General features: G+C 31.0%; 21 protein-coding genes. 13 read left to right on the forward strand and 8 right to left on the reverse strand.

Translation table 11 applies throughout. The features are described 5' to 3' along the window. Window positions 1-65 precede the first annotated feature (65 nt). From WPG_RS01350 to WPG_RS01385, 8 genes are all read left to right on the forward strand, one after another. The gene (locus WPG_RS01350; RefSeq protein WP_045468373.1) at window positions 66-1,865 is read left to right on the forward strand and encodes an OstA-like protein; all 1,800 of its coding nucleotides are present in this window, start codon (window positions 66-68) and stop codon (window positions 1,863-1,865) included. Then, window positions 1,866-3,041, forward strand: a complete 1,176-nt coding sequence (locus WPG_RS01355) for an aspartate aminotransferase family protein (protein ID WP_045468376.1) — start codon at window positions 1,866-1,868, stop codon at window positions 3,039-3,041. It abuts the gene before it with no gap. A gap of 161 nt (window positions 3,042-3,202) precedes the next feature. Beyond that, a complete protein-coding gene (locus WPG_RS01360) occupies window positions 3,203-4,609 on the forward strand; it encodes a tetratricopeptide repeat protein (protein ID WP_045468380.1) in 1,407 nt (468 codons plus the stop codon). A 38-nt stretch (window positions 4,610-4,647) separates the two neighbouring features. Continuing rightward, window positions 4,648-5,616: a DUF368 domain-containing protein gene (locus tag WPG_RS01365; RefSeq protein WP_045468384.1), complete on the forward strand. Its 969-nt coding sequence runs from the start codon at window positions 4,648-4,650 to the stop codon at window positions 5,614-5,616. Further along, a complete protein-coding gene (locus WPG_RS01370) occupies window positions 5,616-6,635 on the forward strand; it encodes a DUF368 domain-containing protein (RefSeq protein ID WP_045468387.1) in 1,020 nt (339 codons plus the stop codon). Before WPG_RS01365 ends, WPG_RS01370 begins: the two co-directional genes overlap by 1 nt. After that, window positions 6,604-7,365, forward strand: a complete 762-nt coding sequence (locus WPG_RS01375) for a shikimate dehydrogenase family protein (protein WP_045468390.1) — start codon at window positions 6,604-6,606, stop codon at window positions 7,363-7,365. Before WPG_RS01370 ends, WPG_RS01375 begins: the two co-directional genes overlap by 32 nt. Before the next feature lie 90 nt (window positions 7,366-7,455). Further along, complete coding sequence (locus WPG_RS01380) at window positions 7,456-9,447, forward strand: DUF349 domain-containing protein (RefSeq protein WP_045468393.1); 1,992 nt, start codon at window positions 7,456-7,458, stop codon at window positions 9,445-9,447. A 20-nt stretch (window positions 9,448-9,467) separates the two neighbouring features. Next, on the forward strand, window positions 9,468-9,653 hold the full coding sequence (locus WPG_RS01385; RefSeq protein ID WP_045468395.1) for a hypothetical protein: 186 nt from the start codon (window positions 9,468-9,470) through the stop codon (window positions 9,651-9,653). 291 nt (window positions 9,654-9,944) lie between these two features. On the opposite strand, the gene mazG is transcribed toward WPG_RS01385, so the two are convergent. From mazG to ruvX, 4 genes are read right to left on the reverse strand one after another with little or no spacing between them, the layout of a single operon-like run. Beyond that, window positions 9,945-10,718: a nucleoside triphosphate pyrophosphohydrolase gene (gene mazG / locus WPG_RS01390; RefSeq protein WP_045468398.1), complete on the reverse strand. Its 774-nt coding sequence runs from the start codon at window positions 10,716-10,718 to the stop codon at window positions 9,945-9,947. Between the two features lie 2 nt (window positions 10,719-10,720). Further along, entirely contained in the window at window positions 10,721-11,149 is a 429-nt protein-coding gene (locus tag WPG_RS01395) for a DUF5606 domain-containing protein (RefSeq protein ID WP_045468403.1), read from the reverse strand. Between the two features lie 10 nt (window positions 11,150-11,159). Continuing rightward, window positions 11,160-11,750: a peptide deformylase gene (gene def / locus WPG_RS01400; protein ID WP_045468406.1), complete on the reverse strand. Its 591-nt coding sequence runs from the start codon at window positions 11,748-11,750 to the stop codon at window positions 11,160-11,162. 37 nt (window positions 11,751-11,787) lie between these two features. Further along, on the reverse strand, window positions 11,788-12,201 hold the full coding sequence (gene ruvX / locus WPG_RS01405) for a Holliday junction resolvase RuvX (protein ID WP_045468410.1): 414 nt from the start codon (window positions 12,199-12,201) through the stop codon (window positions 11,788-11,790). 377 nt (window positions 12,202-12,578) lie between these two features. On the opposite strand from ruvX, the gene WPG_RS01410 reads away from it, so the two are divergent. Together WPG_RS01410 and WPG_RS01415 are read left to right on the forward strand one after the other, a co-directional pair. Further along, window positions 12,579-13,394, forward strand: a complete 816-nt coding sequence (locus tag WPG_RS01410; protein ID WP_045468412.1) for a 2,3,4,5-tetrahydropyridine-2,6-dicarboxylate N-succinyltransferase — start codon at window positions 12,579-12,581, stop codon at window positions 13,392-13,394. A gap of 103 nt (window positions 13,395-13,497) precedes the next feature. After that, window positions 13,498-14,565 (forward strand): glycosyltransferase family 9 protein, encoded by a 1,068-nt coding sequence (locus WPG_RS01415; protein WP_045468418.1) that lies wholly within the window; start codon window positions 13,498-13,500, stop codon window positions 14,563-14,565. Here WPG_RS01415 and WPG_RS01420 read toward each other — a convergent pair. Together WPG_RS01420 and WPG_RS01425 are read right to left on the reverse strand one after the other, a co-directional pair. Then, a complete protein-coding gene (locus tag WPG_RS01420; RefSeq protein WP_045468422.1) occupies window positions 14,558-15,382 on the reverse strand; it encodes a glycosyltransferase family 2 protein in 825 nt (274 codons plus the stop codon). The two genes, WPG_RS01415 and WPG_RS01420, sit on opposite strands and share 8 nt — an antisense overlap. 6 nt (window positions 15,383-15,388) lie before the next feature. Further along, window positions 15,389-16,210: a glycosyltransferase family 2 protein gene (locus tag WPG_RS01425; RefSeq protein WP_045468425.1), complete on the reverse strand. Its 822-nt coding sequence runs from the start codon at window positions 16,208-16,210 to the stop codon at window positions 15,389-15,391. Window positions 16,211-16,251: 41 nt separating this feature from the next. Between WPG_RS01425 and WPG_RS01430 the strand changes: the two genes are divergently transcribed. After that, a complete protein-coding gene (locus tag WPG_RS01430; protein ID WP_045468428.1) occupies window positions 16,252-17,013 on the forward strand; it encodes a glycosyltransferase family 2 protein in 762 nt (253 codons plus the stop codon). On the opposite strand, the gene WPG_RS01435 is transcribed toward WPG_RS01430, so the two are convergent. Next, on the reverse strand, window positions 17,010-17,783 hold the full coding sequence (locus tag WPG_RS01435; protein ID WP_052471112.1) for a hypothetical protein: 774 nt from the start codon (window positions 17,781-17,783) through the stop codon (window positions 17,010-17,012). The two genes, WPG_RS01430 and WPG_RS01435, sit on opposite strands and share 4 nt — an antisense overlap. A gap of 121 nt (window positions 17,784-17,904) precedes the next feature. Between WPG_RS01435 and WPG_RS01440 the strand changes: the two genes are divergently transcribed. Continuing rightward, window positions 17,905-18,756: a glycosyltransferase gene (locus WPG_RS01440; RefSeq protein ID WP_045468431.1), complete on the forward strand. Its 852-nt coding sequence runs from the start codon at window positions 17,905-17,907 to the stop codon at window positions 18,754-18,756. 43 nt (window positions 18,757-18,799) lie between these two features. Then, the gene (locus WPG_RS01445) at window positions 18,800-19,906 is read left to right on the forward strand and encodes a glycosyltransferase family 4 protein (protein ID WP_045468434.1); all 1,107 of its coding nucleotides are present in this window, start codon (window positions 18,800-18,802) and stop codon (window positions 19,904-19,906) included. On the opposite strand, the gene WPG_RS01450 is transcribed toward WPG_RS01445, so the two are convergent. After that, window positions 19,887-20,777 (reverse strand): ATP-grasp fold amidoligase family protein, encoded by an 891-nt coding sequence (locus WPG_RS01450; RefSeq protein ID WP_052471113.1) that lies wholly within the window; start codon window positions 20,775-20,777, stop codon window positions 19,887-19,889. The two genes, WPG_RS01445 and WPG_RS01450, sit on opposite strands and share 20 nt — an antisense overlap. Between the last annotated feature and the right edge of the window lie 64 nt (window positions 20,778-20,841).

Genomic DNA, 20,841 nt, shown 5'->3' on the forward strand with positions numbered 1-20,841 from the left:
TTCTGTTAAAAAAACTGTTAACTCATACTAAAGCAGACCTATAAATGTTATTTTGTAAAAAATATATGGCTTTGAATAGTTTTAAGAATCTACTTTTTCTCATCTGTTTTAGTATTGTTTCTTTTTGTTTTGCTCAAGAAAAACAGAAAATTACTATAGAATATGCTGGTACTGGCTATTCTGATCCAGAAATTGAAGATGGTGCTCAAATATTCCTTAGAGATGATATGCAACAGGTGCATTTTATTCACAAAGGTGTAAATATGTGGTGTGATAAAGCCATTTATTATAAAGATCAAGATTTTATCGAAGCCTTCAGCAATGTAGTAATGAAACAAGGTGACTCTATTAATATGGTCGCCAAATATTTAGAATATAGTGGTAAAACCCAACTTGCTTTTGCTAAAGGTGATGTGGTGCTAACGGAACCACAATCTATTTTAACTACAGATAAGTTATATTTTGATAGAAATAGACAACAAGCCTATTATAATACTAGAGGGAAGGTTGTAAGAGATTCTTCAGGAACTATAACTAGCCAAGTTGGTCGTTATTACATGAACTCTCAAAAATATCAATTCACACAAGATGTTGTTCTGGTCAATCCAGAATATACTCTAAATACAGAGCGTCTAGATTTTTTTACAGAAAATGGTCATGCATACCTCTTCGGACCATCTACTATTGAAAGTGAAACAAGTACTATTTATTGTGAGCGTGGCTTTTATAATACCAATAATGATGTAGGTTATTTTCAACGTAATGCTAAAATTGATTATGATAATAGAATCGTAATTGGTGATAGCCTTTATTTTGATAGAAACAAAAGTTTTGCATCAGCTACCAATAATATAACCGTTACTGATTCGATTAACAGAAGTGTGGTTAGAGGGCATTATGCAGAAGTTTGGCGTGATAAAGATTCCCTTTTTATTACAAAAAAAGCACTAGCCATAACAGTACAAGAACAAGATTCTGTTTACATACATGCTGATACTTTATTGGTAACTGGCAAACAAGACCATCGTATTACACGTGCCTTTTTTAATGCAAGAATTTACAAAAGTGATTTAGCGGGAAAATCCGATTCTATACATGTAAACCATAAAACAGGATTGATGCAAATGCTCAACCTAAGTCGTTATAGTTCTAAAGACGCCTTTGCAACAAAACGAAAGCCAGTACTTTGGAATTTAGGAAACCAAATGACTGGAGATACTATACACGTAATTTCTAATGTTGAAACTGAGAAATTAGATTCTCTAAAAGTATTTAATAATGCATTTATAGTAAGAGAAGACACACTGAGTGGTGGATTTAATCAAATAAAAGGCCAGCGACTTATTGGTTTGTTCAGAGATAATGCACTCTACAATGTTGATATTATTAAAAATGCAGAAGTAATATATTATTCTAGAAATGCGGAAAATGAATTAGTTGGTATTAATAAATCTAAATCTGGAAGTATTAATATTCAAATTGAAGATCAAGCCATACAAGAAATTCGACTTATTCAGCAAATTGATGGTGAACTATATCCAGATTCCATGTTTCCTAAAAGTGGTAGAAAATTAAGAGGTTTTGATTGGAGAGGTGAAGAAAGGCCAAGGTCAGTTGATGATTTATTTAAAGATGATCCACCATTGATACTACCTATAATAAAAGGCCTTGAAGATTACGTGCCACCTGAAGCCTTTGTAGATGATAGTGTAAATGAACGTGTCGATAAAGCTGGTAAAGAAACACCTAACAAACCAAATAAAGCAGCACGAAGCTTACCAAAAAAACACACTGTTATGCCTTTAAAACCTAAGGTAAAAGCAGTAGAGGAAGTAAAAGATAAAGACGAAACTAACGGTCAGTAATTGCAAAACGACTTTTTTAAATATCAAGCACAGACTACACCACATCCATTGGCTATGGAAGTTAGTCATGCGAAAGGCACTTATATTTATGACACTAAAGGAAAACCATATTTAGATTTTGTAGCTGGTGTTTCTGCATGCAGTTTAGGACACTCACATCCCAAGGTTGTGAATGCTGTGAAAGACCAGTTAGATCGATATCTCCATGTTATGGTTTATGGAGAATATATACAAAAACCTGCGGTTGAATTGTCTAAATTAATAGCTCAACATTTGCCAAAACCGTTAGAAACGACTTATCTAGTTAATTCTGGTACAGAGGCTATTGAGGGTAGTATAAAATTAGCACGTCGCTACACAGGACGTTCAGAAATTATTGCTGCAAAAAAATCATACCACGGAAATACAATGGGTTCTCTAAGCCTCATGGATTATGAAGAGCGAAAGCAACCTTTTACACCACTAATTCCCGATATAAGACATATTAAATTTAATTGTGATTTGTGTCTTAACGATATCACAGAGAAAACAGCTGCAGTTATTTTAGAGACTATACAAGGTGGTGCAGGTTTTATTGAACCCACAAACGATTACTTACAAAAAGTACAAAAGCGATGTAACGTTGTAGGAGCAGTTTTTATATTAGATGAGATTCAGCCAGGCATTGGGCGTACAGGTAAATTATTCGGATTTGAGAATTATAATTGTAAACCAGATATTGTTGTAACTGGTAAAGGTTTAGGAGGTGGTTTACCTATTGGAGCCTTTACAGCCTCTAAAGAAATGATGCGCTGTTTGAGCGATAATCCGAAGCTAGGTCATATTACAACTTTTGGTGGAAATCCTGTTATTGCCGCAGCAGCTTTAGCGACATTAAAAGAAATTACAGCATCTAATCTAATGGCTGAAGCTATAGAAAAAGAACAATTAATTAGGCAACATCTTCGCCATAAACATATAAAATCTATAAGAGGTCGTGGACTAATGTTAGCTGCAATAACAGATAATGCAGACATTACAAATACTATTATTTTGCGTTGTCAAGACCAAGGATTAATTCTTTTTTGGTTGCTTTTTGAGCCCAAGGCTATCAGAATTACACCTCCATTGACAATCTCTAAAGAAGAAATTATAAAAGGTTGTCAAATAATTACTACAGTTTTAGATTCAATATAACATTAAGACAACTCTCTTAAGTTGTTGATTTTCAATTAATAATTTACCTTAAGTAAGGTAATCATTCAATGTTAATTATTTTGTTAAAAACATTACATCAAAAACAGAAATTGAGCGAATCATAAGAGTAATTTTATTCTAGTGAATGATTAAACCGCTATATGAATTACAGTCACGACGACGAAAATTTTCCGCTTACCAGATTCGAATCCATGCTTAAGACAAATGATATTTTGTTCTTTGATTCTAGTGAATTCGAAAACATTATTCACCACTATCTTGAAAATGGTAAAATTGCCTTAGCAAAACGAGCCATAAAATTAGGTTTAGAACAACATCCGACATCTATTAATCTTAGATTATTTCAGGTTGAAATACTAGTTATAGAAAATAAATTCTCAGAGGCTGATGATGTATTAGATAAACTTCATGATTTAGAACCTGCAAACGAAGAAATTTTTATTCAGAAAGCCAATGTATTGTCAAAACAAGACTTGCATCAACAGGCAATAGACACGCTTCTAATTGCTATAAGCATGTCTAATACACCAGAAACTGATGGAGATCTATATGCTTTAGTTGGTATGGAGTACTTATTCTTAGATCAATTTGATAATGCTATCGTTTATTTTAAGAAGTGTTTAGAAACGGATAGAACAGATTATTCTGCACTACATAATATTGTCTATTGTTACGATTTTTTAAATAAAAATGCCGAAGCTATAACGTATCTTAATGAGTTTTTAGACAACAATCCTTATTGTGAAGTTGCTTGGCATCAATTAGGTAAACAATATTTCACTATAAAAGATTACGGAAAAGCAAATGCAGCTTTTGATTTTGCAATTATATCTGATGATACTTTTGTAGGTGCTTATATAGAAAAAGGCAAGGTTTTAGAGAAATTAAAACTCTATGATGAGGCTATTGAAAACTACAAAATAACATTAGCATTAGATGACCCAACTTCATTCGCATTACTAAGAATTGGGCATTGCTTTGAAAAGCTTGGACAAGAAGATTTAGCAATACAATTTTTCAAAAAAACGGTAGATGAAGATCCGTTATTAGATAAAGGCTGGATTTCTATTACTAAGTTTTATACAAAACGTTTAAACTATCAGAAGGCATTATATTATATAAAAAAAGCTGTAAACATTGATGGAGATAACCCTTTATATTGGAAGTTATATGCCACAGTAAATAAGCGCTTAAATTTCCTTGAAGAAGCTGAGCGCGGTTATAAACGTACTTTAGAATTAGGTAATTACGAACTAGAAACTTGGCTTGATCGTGGAGATATTTTAATTGCTTTGGGAGAATACGAAGCTTCTATTTTCAATTTAATACAAGCAGCTGAGTTTTACCCAGAAAATGCTGAAATAGAATATAGACTTGGTGGTTTACACTTTTCATTACATCAAATCGAAGAAGGTCGTTTTCACCTTAAAAATGCAGTAAGATTAAATATCGATTATAGTTTTATTATTTCAGAGTTATTCCCAAATTTAGGAGATAAGCCAATGGTTAGAGCTATAATTTCAGATTCTAAAAAGACTTCCAACTAAAAAAATCCATACCTTAGCACTTCTTATTTCTTAAAAGAATGCAAAGACGATTTTTAGATTACTTAATTATAACTTTTAAAGGCATTGCTATGGGAGCTGCAGATGTTGTTCCTGGTGTTTCCGGTGGAACAATTGCCTTTATTTCAGGTATTTACGAAGAACTCATAGAAAGCATTGATAAAGTTAGTTTAGGAGTTTTTAAAGTATGGAAAAAAGAGGGCTTTAAAACCGTATGGAACTCTATAAATGGCAACTTTTTATTGGCACTATTCTCTGGTATAACCATAAGTATTTTATCTCTAGCCAAATTAATAAAATGGCTATTACACAATGAACCAATCTTATTATGGTCATTCTTTTTTGGATTAGTTTTAGCGAGCATATTATATATCGCAAAACAAATAAAAGATTGGTCTTTAAAAATTTTATTGGCTATTATTTTGACCTCAGTCCTATCGTATTTTATAACTCTTGCAGAACCATTTGCTTCACCAGATAGCTCAATATATTTATTGTTTTGTGGTTTCATAGCAATAATAGCTATGATTTTACCTGGTGTTTCTGGTGCATTTATTTTATTAATATTAGGCGCATATCAAACTGCAATTGACACCATTAATAATTTAATAGAAGGCTTGACCACGGGAAATATGGATCTTTTTAAAGATGCATTATTAAAATTTTTCCTTTTAGCTATAGGAGCAGTAATTGGGTTAAAAGTTTTTTCGAAAACTTTAAACTGGATGTTTAAACATCTAAAGAATTTGACCTTAGCTATATTGACTGGTTTTATGATTGGGTCACTAAATAAAATATGGCCTTGGAAAGAAGTTTTAAAAACACGAGTAAACTCTGAAGGGGAAACTGTAACCTTACTAGATAAAAGTATTCTTCCATCATCTTACAGCGGAGATAACCAAATACTTATGGCTCTAACATTTATAGTTATAGGTTTTGCAGCAATACTTATTTTAGAAAACTTAGGAAAACAAAAAAGTAAAGCCTAATGCATAGCACAAGAAACCTAAAAGATCGTATATTCTTGGTCATAAAGGGTTTGGCTATGGGAGCTGCAAATAAAGTACCAGGCGTTTCAGGAGGTGTTGTTGCTTTTGTTGCTGGCTTTTACGAAGAATTTATTTATTCTTTACAACGCGTTAATAGAACCGCGTTCAAGCTCTTCTTTAATGGTCGTTTCAAAAGTTTTTATCGTTATATAAATGGTAAATTTTTAGGATTATTATTCTTAGGAATGGTTGTTAGTTACTTCAGTGTTTCTAAAATTCTCAATTACCTTATTGTTAATTACGAACTCTATGTTTGGAGTACTTTTTTCGGAATGATTTTAGGCTCAATTTACTACATCAGTAAAGATTTTAAGGATTGGAATAGAAACACAATTACTGCCATTATATTGGGAGCTGTAGTGGGAATAAGTATTAGTTTTCTAGATCCTGCAATGGAAAATGACAACTTATCATTTGTGTTTTTCTGTGGAATCATAAGTGTATCTGGCATGACATTACCTGGTTTTTCCGGGTCCTTTATTCTTATTTTATTAGGTAATTATGTCTTGCTTCTTGTAGATTCAGTAAATGCGCTTTATGATTCAATTTTTGATGTTTTTAAAGGAGATTTTGAGTTCATTAAGAATGAAGTACGTATGAGAATGCTAAAGGTTTTAGCAGTTTTTACTTTAGGCTCAGTTGCTGGCTTAGTTACCTTTTCTCATATTCTTAACTACATACTAAAACATTATAAAAGTATTACCATGGCGACCATAGTTGGTTTTATTATTGGTTCACTTGGTGTGGTTTGGCCATGGAAAAGAACCGATTTCAAAATTGCGGAAGACGGTTCATTTCTTTTAGATTCTACTGGAAAGCAAATCATTGAAAATTACACACGTTTTTTTCCAGAATTCAACACCCAAACTTATATTGCAATTGCTTATATTGCCCTAGGAATCCTGATAGTTTTAGGATTAGAATGGTATGGACGACAGACAAAACAAATCAAAGCTTAAATTTGGACTGGTAGGAAGAGATATTTCTTATTCTTTTTCTAGAAGCTATTTTGCTAATAAATTTAGATCAGAAAATTTACAACACACCTATGTTAATTTCGATTTAAAATCTATTAATGAGCTTGATAGCATTATTAAAAGCACTCCGAACTTAAAAGGTCTTAATGTTACTATTCCTTATAAAGAGGAAGTTATGCCAATACTTGATGATATAAATAAACGTGCTAAAAAAATTGGGGCTGTTAACACGATTAGAATTACACGCTATCAAAAATTGATTGGTTACAATACAGATTATTATGGGTTTAAAAATTCATTAAAACCGTATTTAAAAAAGCACCATAAAAGAGCACTAATATTAGGAACTGGAGGTGCTTCTAAAGCTATAGCATATGCTCTAAAAAAACTGAAGATTGATTATGATTATGTGTCTCGTTCTGAAAAGGAAGGTGTGAAATTTTTGTATTCAGATTTAACAAACGAGATTATTTCAACATACAACATAATTATTAATTGTACTCCTATTGGCACATTTCCAAATGTAAATGAATGTCCAGATATCCCATATGAAGCCATTACTGACAAGCACATTTTATATGATCTCATTTATAATCCTGAACAAACAAAGTTTCTTAGTTGCGGAGATATGAAAGGAGCTTCTACAATTAATGGGCTAGAAATGCTTCGATTACAGGCAGAAAAATCATGGGAAATTTGGAATAAGTCATAAAATTCTTATAAAAACATAAGTGATAAAGGTATTTCCGAATATATTTCGGCATTTGTTACTATCTTTATATTCGCACAAAAAACATGACATATGTCTGAGAATGATAACCTGCTAGAAGCAGACGGAAAAAACGAAGTAGAATCTAAAGAGACTGCTCCTACACAAGAAACAACTAATGAACTTGAAAATGTAATTGAAGTTAAAGTTGAAAAAACTGAAGCTGAATTGGAAACAACATCTGAACTATTAGATGCTGAAGAAAAACCTGAAACGGAAGCTGAAAAAATAGATCATGTAGATGAGATTGAAGCCTCTAATGCAGAAGATGCAGAAGATGAGTCAAACGCTGAACGTCACGAGCTTGAAGAAAAAGATTACCATGCAATGACTATGGATCAGTTAGTAACTGAATTCAATATGCTTTTAAAGCATCAAAAGGTTCAAACAATTTCTAAGCATATTAATGAAATTAAGGGAGAATTCAATTCTAAATTTAGCGCGCTTCTTGATGAGAAAAAAGAAGAGTTCATCAATGAAGGTGGTAAAGAAATCGATTTTTACTATATCAATGATACTAAGAAGTTATTCAACTCTCTTTATAAAGAATACAAACAATCTATAAATTCATATTACAAGGATCGCGAACAAAATCTAAAGCAAAACCTTGAAAACAGATTACAAATTATAGAGGATATAAAAGGTTTACTTAATGTTGAAGAAAACATGGGTACAACCTATAAAACTTTTAAAGAATTACAAGAAAAATGGCGTAATGCTGGTCCTATACCAAGAGATAAGTATAATAATGCTTGGAATACATATCATCATCATGTAGAACGTTTTTACGACTTCTTGCATCTCAATAATGATTTGCGAGACATGGATTTTAAACACAACTTAGACCAAAAACTAAAAATCATTGAGCGTGCTGAAGAGTTAGCAAAAGATGAGAATACTAATCGTTCATTTAGAGAATTACAAGTCCTACATAAACTTTGGAAAGAAGAACTTGGACCTGTAGGTAAAGCGCATAGAGAAGTCATTTGGGAACGTTTTAGTGCGGCAACTAAAACAATACATGATAAGCGCCAAGCCTATTATGCGGATATGGATAAAGCCCATGAAAAAAACCTTGAACGTAAAGAAGAAATTATAGCACAAATAAATGCTGTAAATGAAGATTCTACAAGTTCTCATAGTATATGGCAGAAAAAAATAAAGACCGTAGAGCAACTTCGTGAAGATTTCTTTAATGCTGGTAAAGTACCTCTTAAAGTTAATGAAGCAACTTGGGCAAAATTCAAAGATTCAGTTAGAACTTTTAATCGTGGTAAAAATAAATTTTATAAAGAGTTAAAAAAAGATCAATACGAAAACCTAAGCAAGAAAAAGGATTTAATAAAAATAGCAGAAGATAATAAAGACAGTGAAGATTTCACAACTGTGACGCCTTTGATGAAGAAAATCCAGAATGAATGGAAAAAAATCGGACACGTCCCAAGACGTGATAGTGATAAAATATGGAAGCAATTTAAAGGAGCTTGTAATCACTATTTTGATAGAATGCATGCTGAACGTAAAGCTAAAGATCAGCACTTATATGATGCATTTGATAAGAAAACAAAACTTCTAGACGGTTTGAAAGCTTTAGAGTTATCCGAAGATCCAAAAGCTGATATACAAATTTTACAAGCTAAAATTTCTGAGTGGAAAGACGTTGGGTATGTACCACAGAACAAACGTTATATTGATGGTAAATTTTACAAAGCCATTGATGATGCTTTTGATAAACTAAAAATGGATAAGTCTAAATTAGAGATGATAAAGTTTGAAAGTAAACTCGAAAACTTAGCCAACTCTGATGATACAAGATTATTGGATAACGAACAAAATTTTATCCGTAAAAAAATTAGTGAAGTAAAAGCTAAGATTAATCAGTTAGAAAATAATTTACAGTTTTTCTCTAATGTAAAAGAAGATAATCCATTAGTAAAAGAGGTACATAAAAATATTGACAACCATAAAAAGCAACTAGACACTTGGAAAGCCAAATTGACTAAGGTTCGTGGGATGTATTCATAAAATAAATCATTTTAAAAATCATGGATAAAAAGTTATTGGGTAACTTTATTATTGCATTTCCAACGGCAGCCTATGTAACTTTTAATATTGTGATGAATAATTACAGTGGTGGATTTGATTGGATTAAGTTTATAATAACAATGCTGATAGTTATGACTAGTTACGCCATTGGCAATCGTATTAAAAATAAAGGAGAAGCTGAATAATATACAAATCAAAACCCACTTGTGCTTTACAAGTGGGTTTTGCCCTAACTAAACTAAATTAACCTTAATTACAACCGCTTAAAATAATAATTAAGATATCCTACTAAGATTATAAAAACGTTTTTGTTTCCATATATATTATCTACGTAGGAAAATTACTTTTGGATGTCTATTATATAATTTTTTGAAAGTTTTAACATTCTAGTATTATTATCATTCCTGCGAAGGCAGTAATCTATAATAACAAAATGATTTTAGTGGATTCCTGCCTTCGCAGGAATAACAGAATTGCTATAGCGATTTAGCCTCTTTCCAAAAAATATCCATTTCAGAAAGTGTCATGTCTTTCAAAGATTTGTTCAAATCTTTGGCTTTATGCTCTAAGTATTGAAAACGTTTAATAAATTTTTTATTAGTACGTTCAAGCGCATTTTCAGGATTTAATTTTAAGAATCGTGCGTAATTAATCATTGAGAATAAAACATCGCCAAATTCACTTTCAATAGCATCTTGGTTCCCATTTGCTATCTCAACTTTTAGTTCAGCTAGCTCCTCCTCTACTTTTTCAAAAACTTGTTCTGGCTCTTCCCAATCAAATCCAACGCCAGATACTTTATCTTGTATACGATTGGCTTTTACCATAGCTGGTAAACTTTTTGGAACACCTTCGAGAACACTTTTCTTACCTTCTTTAAGTTTTAACTGCTCCCAATTACGCTTAACATCTTCTTCGTTTTCTACTTTAACATCGCCATAGATATGTGGATGACGATCAACTAATTTATCACTAATACTATTACAAACATCTGCAATATCAAAGTCATTAGTTTCACTTCCAATTTTAGAATAAAAAACAATATGCAATAATACGTCTCCTAATTCCTTTTTAACCTCATCTAAATCATTGTCTAGAATAGCATCACCTAATTCGTAAACTTCTTCAATAGTTAAATGGCGTAAAGACTCTAGTGTCTGCTTTTTATCCCATGGACATTGCTCTCGCAATTCATCCATAATAATTAACAAACGCTCAAAGGCTTTTAATTGGGCCGCTTTATTAGACATATTTATTCTTCTTCTTCAGAAGAAACAGTTTCTTCTTCTGTTTCTAGTGCACCTAAAAGGTTATTTTTTTGAAGTAAATTATACCATTGCACTACTTTTTTAATATCAGAAGGATATACACGATCTTCATCGTAATCTGGCAATACTTCGAAGAAAAACTCTTCTAAAATATCTTTTCCGTCTTTATGACTTATTGATGTTGGATTGCCATTTTCTTTTTCTTTAATCTTTTTTAGCACCTCTCTTAATGGTACTTCTTCAGTCAACGTATAAATAGCTATTTCACTTAAAATACTAATGTTACTATGTGCTCCAACTGTAATTCTTTTTTTGTCAATTAAAGATTCTACTACTGCACCAGTTCTTGTTTGGGTTACGATTTGGTATAATCCCGGTTTTCCTGAAACGGATAAAATTTTATCTAAACTCATTTATATTGTATTAGCGTTTCCTGCTCATTGCCGGAAAACGCATTCTGTAATCTATTTTTATCTTACCTTTTGAAATATTAGTAAGCTTTCCTTTTATTAAACGCTTTTTGAATGACGATAGTTTGTCTGTAAATAAAATGCCTTCAATATGATCATATTCATGCTGAATCACGCGAGCGATTAATCCATCGTATTCTTCTACATGTGTATTAAAATTTTCATCGTGATATTGAATTTTAATCTTTGGTTGTCTAAATACGTCTTCCCTTACATCTGGAATGCTTAAACAGCCTTCATTAAAAGCCCATTCATCACCTTTCTCTTCTAAAATCTGAGCATTAATAAACGTTTTTTTGAAATTCTTAAGCTGTTCTTGCTCGTCTTCAGAAAAACTTTCATCCTCTGCAAAAGGCTCAGTATCTACTAAAAACAAACGTATTGGTAATCCAATTTGTGGAGCTGCTAAACCAACACCATATGCGCCATACATAGTTTCGTACATATTTTCGATAAGCGTACTTAGCTTTGGATAATCTTTATCAATATCCTTGGCCTTTTTCTTTAAAACAGTATCGCCATATGCAACGATTGGTAAAATCATAGTTTGTTATTTTCGAGTGCAAAAGTACAATTCTTATTTAAAAATTTGAAGCCAAATAACTTTGTAAAATAAGTGTTGCACTAATTTCGTCAATTAAAGCTTTGTTTTGACGTTGCTTTTTCTTCAAACCACTATCTATCATAGTCTGAAATGCCATTTTAGATGTAAAACGCTCATCAATACGTACTACAGGAATATCTGGTATAGACTTAGTTAACTGATCTAAAAATTTCTGAATATACACCTCACTATCCGAAGCTGTATTATCCATTTGTTTGGGTAAGCCTACGACAAATCGTTCTACATTTTCTGTAGCAATATATTTTTTTAGAAACGTAATAAGCTCTTTGGTTTCAACAGTGGTAAGACCAGATGCTATAATCTGCATCTCATCAGTAACTGCAATACCTGTTCGCTTTGTTCCGTAGTCTATGGCTAAAATTCTTCCCATTGCACAAAGATAATGTAATAAAAAACGCCTCTTTACAAAAAGAAGCGTTTTTAAATAATTAGCTATCAATTAAGTTATGATTTTTTACCCTCTATAAATAAATCATCGTTAATTACTTATAAGACACAATACTTTTAGATTGGTCACAAATTATTTTTACAGTTTTATAAAAAAAAGAAAACTCCTCAATCTTAAGGGGAGAGGAGTTTTCGAAATCAGCTATTAATTAAATTCTCAGATAAAGTTATTTAGAAATAAATTATCATCATTTAATTATTAGTAAGACACTGCTTTTTTGAATAGGTCACAATTTTCCACAAATATTTTTTGAAAGGTTGTAATGCCCTTATCTTTACGGCTTAATTTTACAGTTAAATATGACACAATTACAATCTATTATAGAGAACGCTTGGAATGACCGTTCACAACTAAAAAATGAAGAAACTATTAATGCCGTAAGAAGCGTTATTGATCTTATTGATTCTGGGAGCTTAAGAGTCGCAGAACCTATTGAAGGTGGTTGGCAAGTTAACGAATGGGTAAAAAAAGCTGTGGTTTTATACTTTCCTATTCAGAAAATGGAAACCTTTGAAGTTGGTATTTTTGAATATCACGACAAAATTCCTCTAAAACGTAATTATGCCGAAAAAGGAATTAGAGTTGTACCTCATGCAGTAGCAAGACACGGAGCCTATATTTCGCCTGGTACTATTTTAATGCCAAGTTATGTAAATATTGGAGCTTATGTAGATGAAGGTACTATGATAGATACATGGGCTACAGTTGGTAGCTGCGCACAGATTGGTAAAAATGTACATCTTTCTGGTGGAGTTGGTATTGGTGGTGTTTTAGAACCTTTACAAGCAGCTCCAGTTATTATTGAAGATGGTGCATTTATTGGTAGTCGTTGTATTGTTGTTGAAGGAGTTCGTGTTGAGAAAGAAGCTGTTTTAGGTGCTAATGTGGTTTTAACCATGAGTACAAAAATTATTGATATTACTGGTGATGAGCCTGTTGAAACAAAAGGTGTTGTTCCTGCGCGTTCTGTTGTTATTCCAGGAAGTTATACTAAAAAATTCAAAGCAGGTGAATTCCAAGTCCCTTGTGCTTTAATTATAGGAAAACGTAAAGAAAGTACAGATAAAAAAACCTCTCTTAATGATGCTTTACGTGAGTATGATGTAGCGGTTTAATATACTGTTACAAGAAATCTTAAAAACTTTAAATTCTAAATTCCAATATGAATCGCATTCTATTGGAATTTGGTGTTTTTTATTTGTAATTTGAATTTTCAATATGAAAGTATTAATCATTCAACAAAAAATGATAGGTGATGTTTTAGCAACAAGCATTTTGTTTGAAGCTATAAAACACAAGTATCCTGATGCTGAATTACATTATGTACTCAATTCACATACCTATCCTGTTGTTGAAGGTAACCCTTTTATAGATCAGTTTCATTTTTTTACACCTGAATACGAGAATAGTAAACGAAAATTATGGCATTTTGTTAATCAATTGCGAAAGGAAAATTATGATGTAGTTATAGATGTGTATTCACAAATCTCTAGTCATCTTATTTCATTAAGATCTAAAGCCAAAACTAAAATATCTATTGATAAAGGTCACAATGCATTAATTTTTAATCACAGATTTGAGCACAAAATAAAACCAGATACAACTGCAGGATTAGCAATTGAAAATAGAATGCAATTATTACAACCCTTAGATATTGATCCTTCTATAATTGTAAGACCTAAAATTTATTTGACTAATTCTGAAAAAACGAATGCTAAACAGTTTTTAGAAGTTAATGGTATTAATTTAAGTAAACCATTATTTATGATTGGTGTTTTAGGTAGTGGAAATAATAAAACGTATCCTTTTGATTACATGGCTAAAGTGATTGAGAGTGTAGTTTCTAAGCAACCTGAAAGTCAAATCTTATTCAACTATATTCCTAAACAAGAAACCAAAGCAAAAGCAATTTTAGAGTTATGCGCTTCAGAAACAAAAAAGCAAATTTACTTTGAGGTTTTTGGAAAAAGTTTGAGAGATTTTTTAGCGATAACATCACACTGCACTGCTTTAATTGGTAATGAAGGTGGAGCTATAAATATGGCAAAAGCTTTAAGTATTCCAACCTTTACTATTTTCTCTCCTTGGATTAAAAAAGAAGCTTGGAATATGTTTGATGATGGAGTAAAACATGTTTCAGTGCATCTTAGAGATTATGATGACACTAAATATGCAAATATTAAACATCCTAAGGAATTAAAATCTAAAGCTTCAGAATTGTATCAACAATTTAAACCTATCTATTTCAAAGAAGAATTGACTAGATTTTTAAAACAATTTAGCTAGTTTTTTTAATTCCATGCTCAGTCCACTTTAAATTTTCTTTCTTTACCTTGGCTCTAATAGCCAAATTACGGTCTAAAGATTCTTGTGTTTTATAGCCTCTAGCATGATCTAAATGCAAACAAATAGCCTTATATCTAATCTGCTTTGTTTTAATATCATTATTAATTAGACGTTCACCCAACTCTCTATCTGGACCACCATATTGCATACGCTCGTCATAACCATTAATTGCAATTAAATCTGCTTTCCAAGCTGAAGAATTGCAATTATTAAAAGTAGCACCTGTAGGAGTAAGTACATCCAAAAACTTTGCTAAACCATCTTTAACTGATAATTTTAAAGTGTTTTTACTACCTAACTCACCTTTAGACTTTAACCATTTTACATCGAAGCAATTGTGTGTTTTAATATCACCTTCTGAAATAGTTTCACTCAAATCCATATTCAATTTACAATAACCGCCAGATAAGAAATAGCCTTCTTCTGCATGTTTGGCATGAGTTTCCACAAAATCTTTACGAGGAATACAATCACCATCTGTAAATAAGATGTATTCATTTTTTGCCATGACTATAGCTTCATTCAAAATCTTTTGACGTCTATAGCCTTTATCTTCATGCCATGCATGTATAATATTCACAGGATAATCTGCTTTGAATCGATCAATCATTTCCTTAGTCTCACTAGTAGATCCATCATCAGCTATAATAACATCAAAATTTTTATACGTCTGAACACTATAACCATATAAAACCTTTTCTAACCAATCAATTTTATTATATGTGGCAATAATTACTGTAATATTAGGTAATGCCATGGCATATTATTTTTTAATACCAAATTTGGTATATGTTGATTTATTCTTTTTCGTTTCTAATCTTATATCCTTATTTAATGATTCTGACTTATCATTTTTGTAAGGTCTATCGTGGTGCAAATGTAAGCAAATAGTACTGTATCGGACTTGCAAAAATACAACACCATTGTTCTTCATACGTTCACCAACTTCCCTATCTTCTCCTCCATATTTCATACGTTCATCAAAACCATTTACTTCTAAGATATCCGTTTTGTAACAGGATACATTCATCCCATCAAAGGTTGCTTTTGTTGGTGTTAATGCATTTAGAAGATTGGCTTTAAATTTTGACTTGGTTAGCTTATTAAATTTAAAGCTTTTGGGTTGACCTTGTACAATTAACCAATCTTTATCAAAACAGTTTTGCTGTGAAATAATCTCTGTTGAAATTTGGTCGGAAATCGATTTTGTTAATTTAAAATAACCACCTGACAATGCACATTTTCGTTTACTCAAATACTTGTGTGTTGCGACAAAATCTTTACGTGCTATACAATCTCCATCAGTAAAAATAAGATAATGTCCATTTGATGCCAATATTGCTTTATTCAAAATCTTGGTTTTCTGAAAACCATCATCCTCGTGCCAAACATGGATTATACTTATATCAGTTTTTAAAGAGAACTCATCAACAACTTTCTTTGTTCTATCATCTGAACCATCATCTGCAATTATAATTTCAAAACCTTTTATAGTTTGAATACTGTAACTATGTAACACCAACTCCAACCATCTTGGTTGGTTATATGTACTTATAATTACTGAAGTTTGTTGATTAGATTCCATAAGCGCAAAAATACTATTTTTACAGCAGTGAATTTATGTGTATGCTAAAACTATCTGGAGTCATTATTACATTTAACGAAGAACGAAACATTGAGAAATGTTTACAATCTTTAGTTAATGTTGTTGATGAAATTGTAGTAGTAGATTCAAATTCAACAGACAATACCAAAAAGATATGCGAACGCTATAACGTCAACTTCATTACACAAGAATTTTTAGGGTATATAGAACAAAAAAACTTTGCTTTAGACCAAGCTAGCTATAATCATATCATATCTTTAGATGGAGACGAAGCTTTATCTGAAGAACTTCAAAAATCTATACTTACTTTAAAAACCAATTGGAATTTTGATGGTTATTATACAAATCGTTTTAATAATTTTTGTGGTCAATGGATTAAATATTCAGACTGGTATCCTAATAAAAAGCTTCGGGTTTTTGATAGACGAAAGGCTGAATGGAAAGGTCTAAATCCTCATGACAACGTACAACTTTACGATGAGAGCGCACAAATTGGTCATTTAAATGGTGATATTTTACATTGGACGTATCGCACTTATGACGAAATGGATAAAAAGACGGATTATTTTTCTACAATAGCCGCAAAAGCCTACTATGATAATCATAAGACGGCTCCAATAATTAAGTTACTTTGGAACCCTTCATGGGCCTTTTTTAAAGCATTCTTTTTAAGACTTGGATTTTTAGATGGATTAAATGGATTTAGAATTTGCTATCAGACAGGAAAAATCACCTATTTAAAATATCTTAAATTACGTAAGTTATATAGAGCAATTAGTTAACGTCTTTTTTTTCTCCAAAAAAAATACCTCTTTTTAAAAGCTTCTTTCTTCTTAAAACTAGATGAAAATTTTTCCGAAAAGAAATACATCCGCTTTCTTACTTCACCATGTGGCTTATTAATTAGCTTAGCGTATTCATCACTAATAATATCTAGCATATAATCTTTTGGTGATAAACGCGCAAAATTGGCTAATCGTTCATTATAACTAAGCGTTTTAAAATCCATTCTATTGAGATCTACCAAATAAAAATCGTAGCCATTATCCACTTTTTTTATCAATGTATTTCCTGGAGAATGATCTAAAAAATGAATACCATTTTCGTGTAATTGAAATGTAAATTGAGTAAACCTCCTTAATATATTTTCATAGTCTTCACACTGAGGTTCATCTATTAATTTACGGATTGTAAAATCATAGTCTAATTGTTTACTTATATAGTAACTTTTTCCGAATGAGAATAATGATTTAAATTCTATATAAGCCTCAGGTGTAGGAGTTAATATGCCAGATGAGAGTAATTTTTCAGCATATAGAAAAGATCGCTCTGCTTTACTCTTTCTAAAAAAACGATATACTATTTTGTTAACTAAATTAGGGACTTTAAAGCCTTTTATATTATATAAAACACCATCTACATCAATGATTTTAATAACATTTCTGTATCCTGTCCCGATTAGCTCACCTTGATGTCCAAAGCTATTTATTGTAGTTATTAACCTTTCTTTGGTGAGTGAAGAGTTAGAATGTATTTTAATAGTTAAAGACATGAAAGTATTAGTCAACTTAAGCTGCAAAAGTAAGTATTTAAAATGTGCTGTTCAAATCACAAAACATACAGGTATAGGAAATAAATAATTTAGTAAATTTGTCCTTATCTAATCACCATTCATGTTTAAACATTACCTAATTACACGTTTTAACCTAAAGAATAAAAATTGGGATGTAACTAAGAATAATGAATCGCTTTTAACGCGTGAATGGATGACACATCGTATTAGTCTATTCGAAAATTTCTGTTTACCATCTGTGGCAAGTCAAACCAACAAAGAATTTTGTTGGTTATTATTTTTTGATTCCACTACTGACAATGACTTTAAAGAAACGTTCCAATTATTATTAAAACCCTACCCTCATTTTAAAGCATTTTTTATAGACGGCATGGATGCATTTCATTCGTCTATTAAATCTTACATTGATGAGGATGCTAAAGATACCTCTTACATTATTACTTCTAGAATAGATAATGATGATTGTATTCATAAAGACTACATTAAAACGATTCAGCTACAATTTCAGTCGCAAGATTTTATGGCTATTGATATTCTAAAGGGCTATTCTTTACAAGTGTCACCAGATATTATGTTGGGAAAAAAAGAGCATATTTTTAATCCATTTATAAGTTTGATTGAAAAAAATGAAAGTCCAAAAACTGTTTGGTTTAGCGATCATAACATGTGGAAAAAAGAATCACGACGAATCGAAATTGCTAACAAGCGCTTATGGATGTCTATTATTCACGAAAAGAATAAAGTAAATGAATTTGATGGTTATGATAATGTAAATTGGGATAAAGTAAAATCAGACTTTATTGTTTCTAAAGTCATTGATACTAAAGTTTCAAAAGATATCATTCCTCGCAAACAATGGAGCTATTTGAGTTTTAAAAATAAACTCTATGTTAATTATGTTTTGATAAGTAAAAAGTTAAAAAAAGCTCTAGGTTTATATAAAATTAAGTAAGGTTGAAATTCTTACTTTTACACTCACTAAATTTCCTTTGTTAATGCGATTAATACAATTTACAGCTTCCAATGGTTGGAGAGGTCACGAGCAAAAAATCATCTATTTATATGAAGCTTTTAAAACTGAAGGCCACGTTGAGGATCAATGGATTGTTTGCCCTCAAGATTCTGAATTATTTCGCATTGCAACAGATAAAGGAATGCAAGTCATTCCTTTTGAATATAAATCGGAATACAGCTTGTCTTATGCAAAGGCATTTAAAAAATTAGCTGAAAAAAAAAGAGCATCAGTTATTTTTATTCATAGCAGTAAGGCTCATACAATTGCAGTGCTTTCAAAATTTGTTTTTAAATCTAAAGTACCATTAGTACTTTGCCGAACCTTGATAAAACGTGTAGACACTAACTTTTTTAGAAAGTGGAAATACAACTATAAAGGCATTAAAAAAATTATTTGTGTATCACAGCCTGTAGTAGAGTCTTTAAAATTTGCAGTTAAAGACCATAGTAGGTTTACAGTAATTGGCAGCGTAACCGATATTAATAAGTTTAAAAAGCAAGAAGCAACAGGTGTGTTACATAATGAATTTAGTATTCCTAAAGATTATAAACTCATTGGAAACATTGCTGAATTCACAGGCTTCAAAGACCATTATACATGGATAGATACTGTTGAGATTCTTGTGAAAGAGAATAAAATTAAAGCCAAATACATACTTGTTGGTAAAGGAAGTATGGAACAAGATATTAGGGATTATGTTGAAGAAAAAGGGTTGAGTAAGAATATAATTTTTACTGGCTTTAGACGTGATATACCTGAAATTCTGCCAGAATTAGACTTATTTTTATTTACATCTAATAATGAGCCAACTGGAGGTGTTCTTTTAGAATCTTATGCTTGTAAAGTTCCTATAGTTGCTGCAGATGCTGGAGGTATATCTGAAGTTATCGTTGATGGTGAAACTGGTCTTTTAGCAAAAGTGGGCAATGCAAAAGATTTTGCTGCTAAAGTAACTTTATTAATGAATGATAATGCACTACAAAATAAGTTGACTTCTAATGGTTACCAATATCTTTTAGATAATTTTACAAAATCAGTTATCGCCAAAAAGATGTATAATGAATTAGCTAAGCATCAACTTGAATAGGCAATTTTATTAAATTTCCCATTTTTTTATTTAAAGACTCTATGTAGTTACGTTTCATACCGCCTTTATGGAAAAAAGTTAGTTCACCAAAATAAACTTTAGATCCAATCGCATACAAATCAACTCTAATAAAGATAAAGTCTTTAGATAAAATCTTTGATAATCTTACCATCTCTTCAAAATTTTCAGGCTTTTCAATGGTCTGTTTTAAATGATTTTGAGTAATAGCTTCAGGTTCAATTTTTTTCCAATCAATAGTATAATAAGTTTCCTTTATTCTATCATCTTCAAAAGTTTTAACATGAATATATTTGGGTACACCATGAAAGCACATAAATTTATAATCAACGATATGATCATTATCTAACTGATCAAGATATTTTTCAGCTATAATTCTTGGCTTGATATCTTTATATATATATTCTTTGTACTTATTAAAATAATTAGTGTTGATGTATTTTTTCAATTTTAACTTCGCATCATCCCAATTAAGTTGAGCCTTATCCTTGACTATTATATTATAACCTGAACCATGTGTTCCTTTTAATACAAATTTATTTGGCAAATCATTAAGATTAATAGCCTCTACATTATCATACACTTCGATTAAATCATTTAAATACTTTTCGCCTATTTTTTCTTTAATAAAATCTCGAACTTCAAATTTATCAACATATTTTTGATAGTCTTGCTTATAGAGATTCAGCTTCAGCCATTGTATTTTATCAGCAAATTCTTTAGGTTGTTCTAAATTTAAATGTCTCTTATTTTTTAAGTAAAAATGCGTCTTTAAATACGCTTCAACTTGATTTGGTTTATTATTCAAAAATTTAGAAAGTAATTGATAATACTTCCGCTCTAAAAAATTCATATACGTAAAAATGGTTATGAATGTAAATGTAAAAATTAAAGAAATTAATAGTGTCAAATCTTAT

The sequence above is a fragment of the Winogradskyella sp. PG-2 genome, assembly GCF_000828715.1.
Lineage (GTDB): Bacteria > Bacteroidota > Bacteroidia > Flavobacteriales > Flavobacteriaceae > Winogradskyella.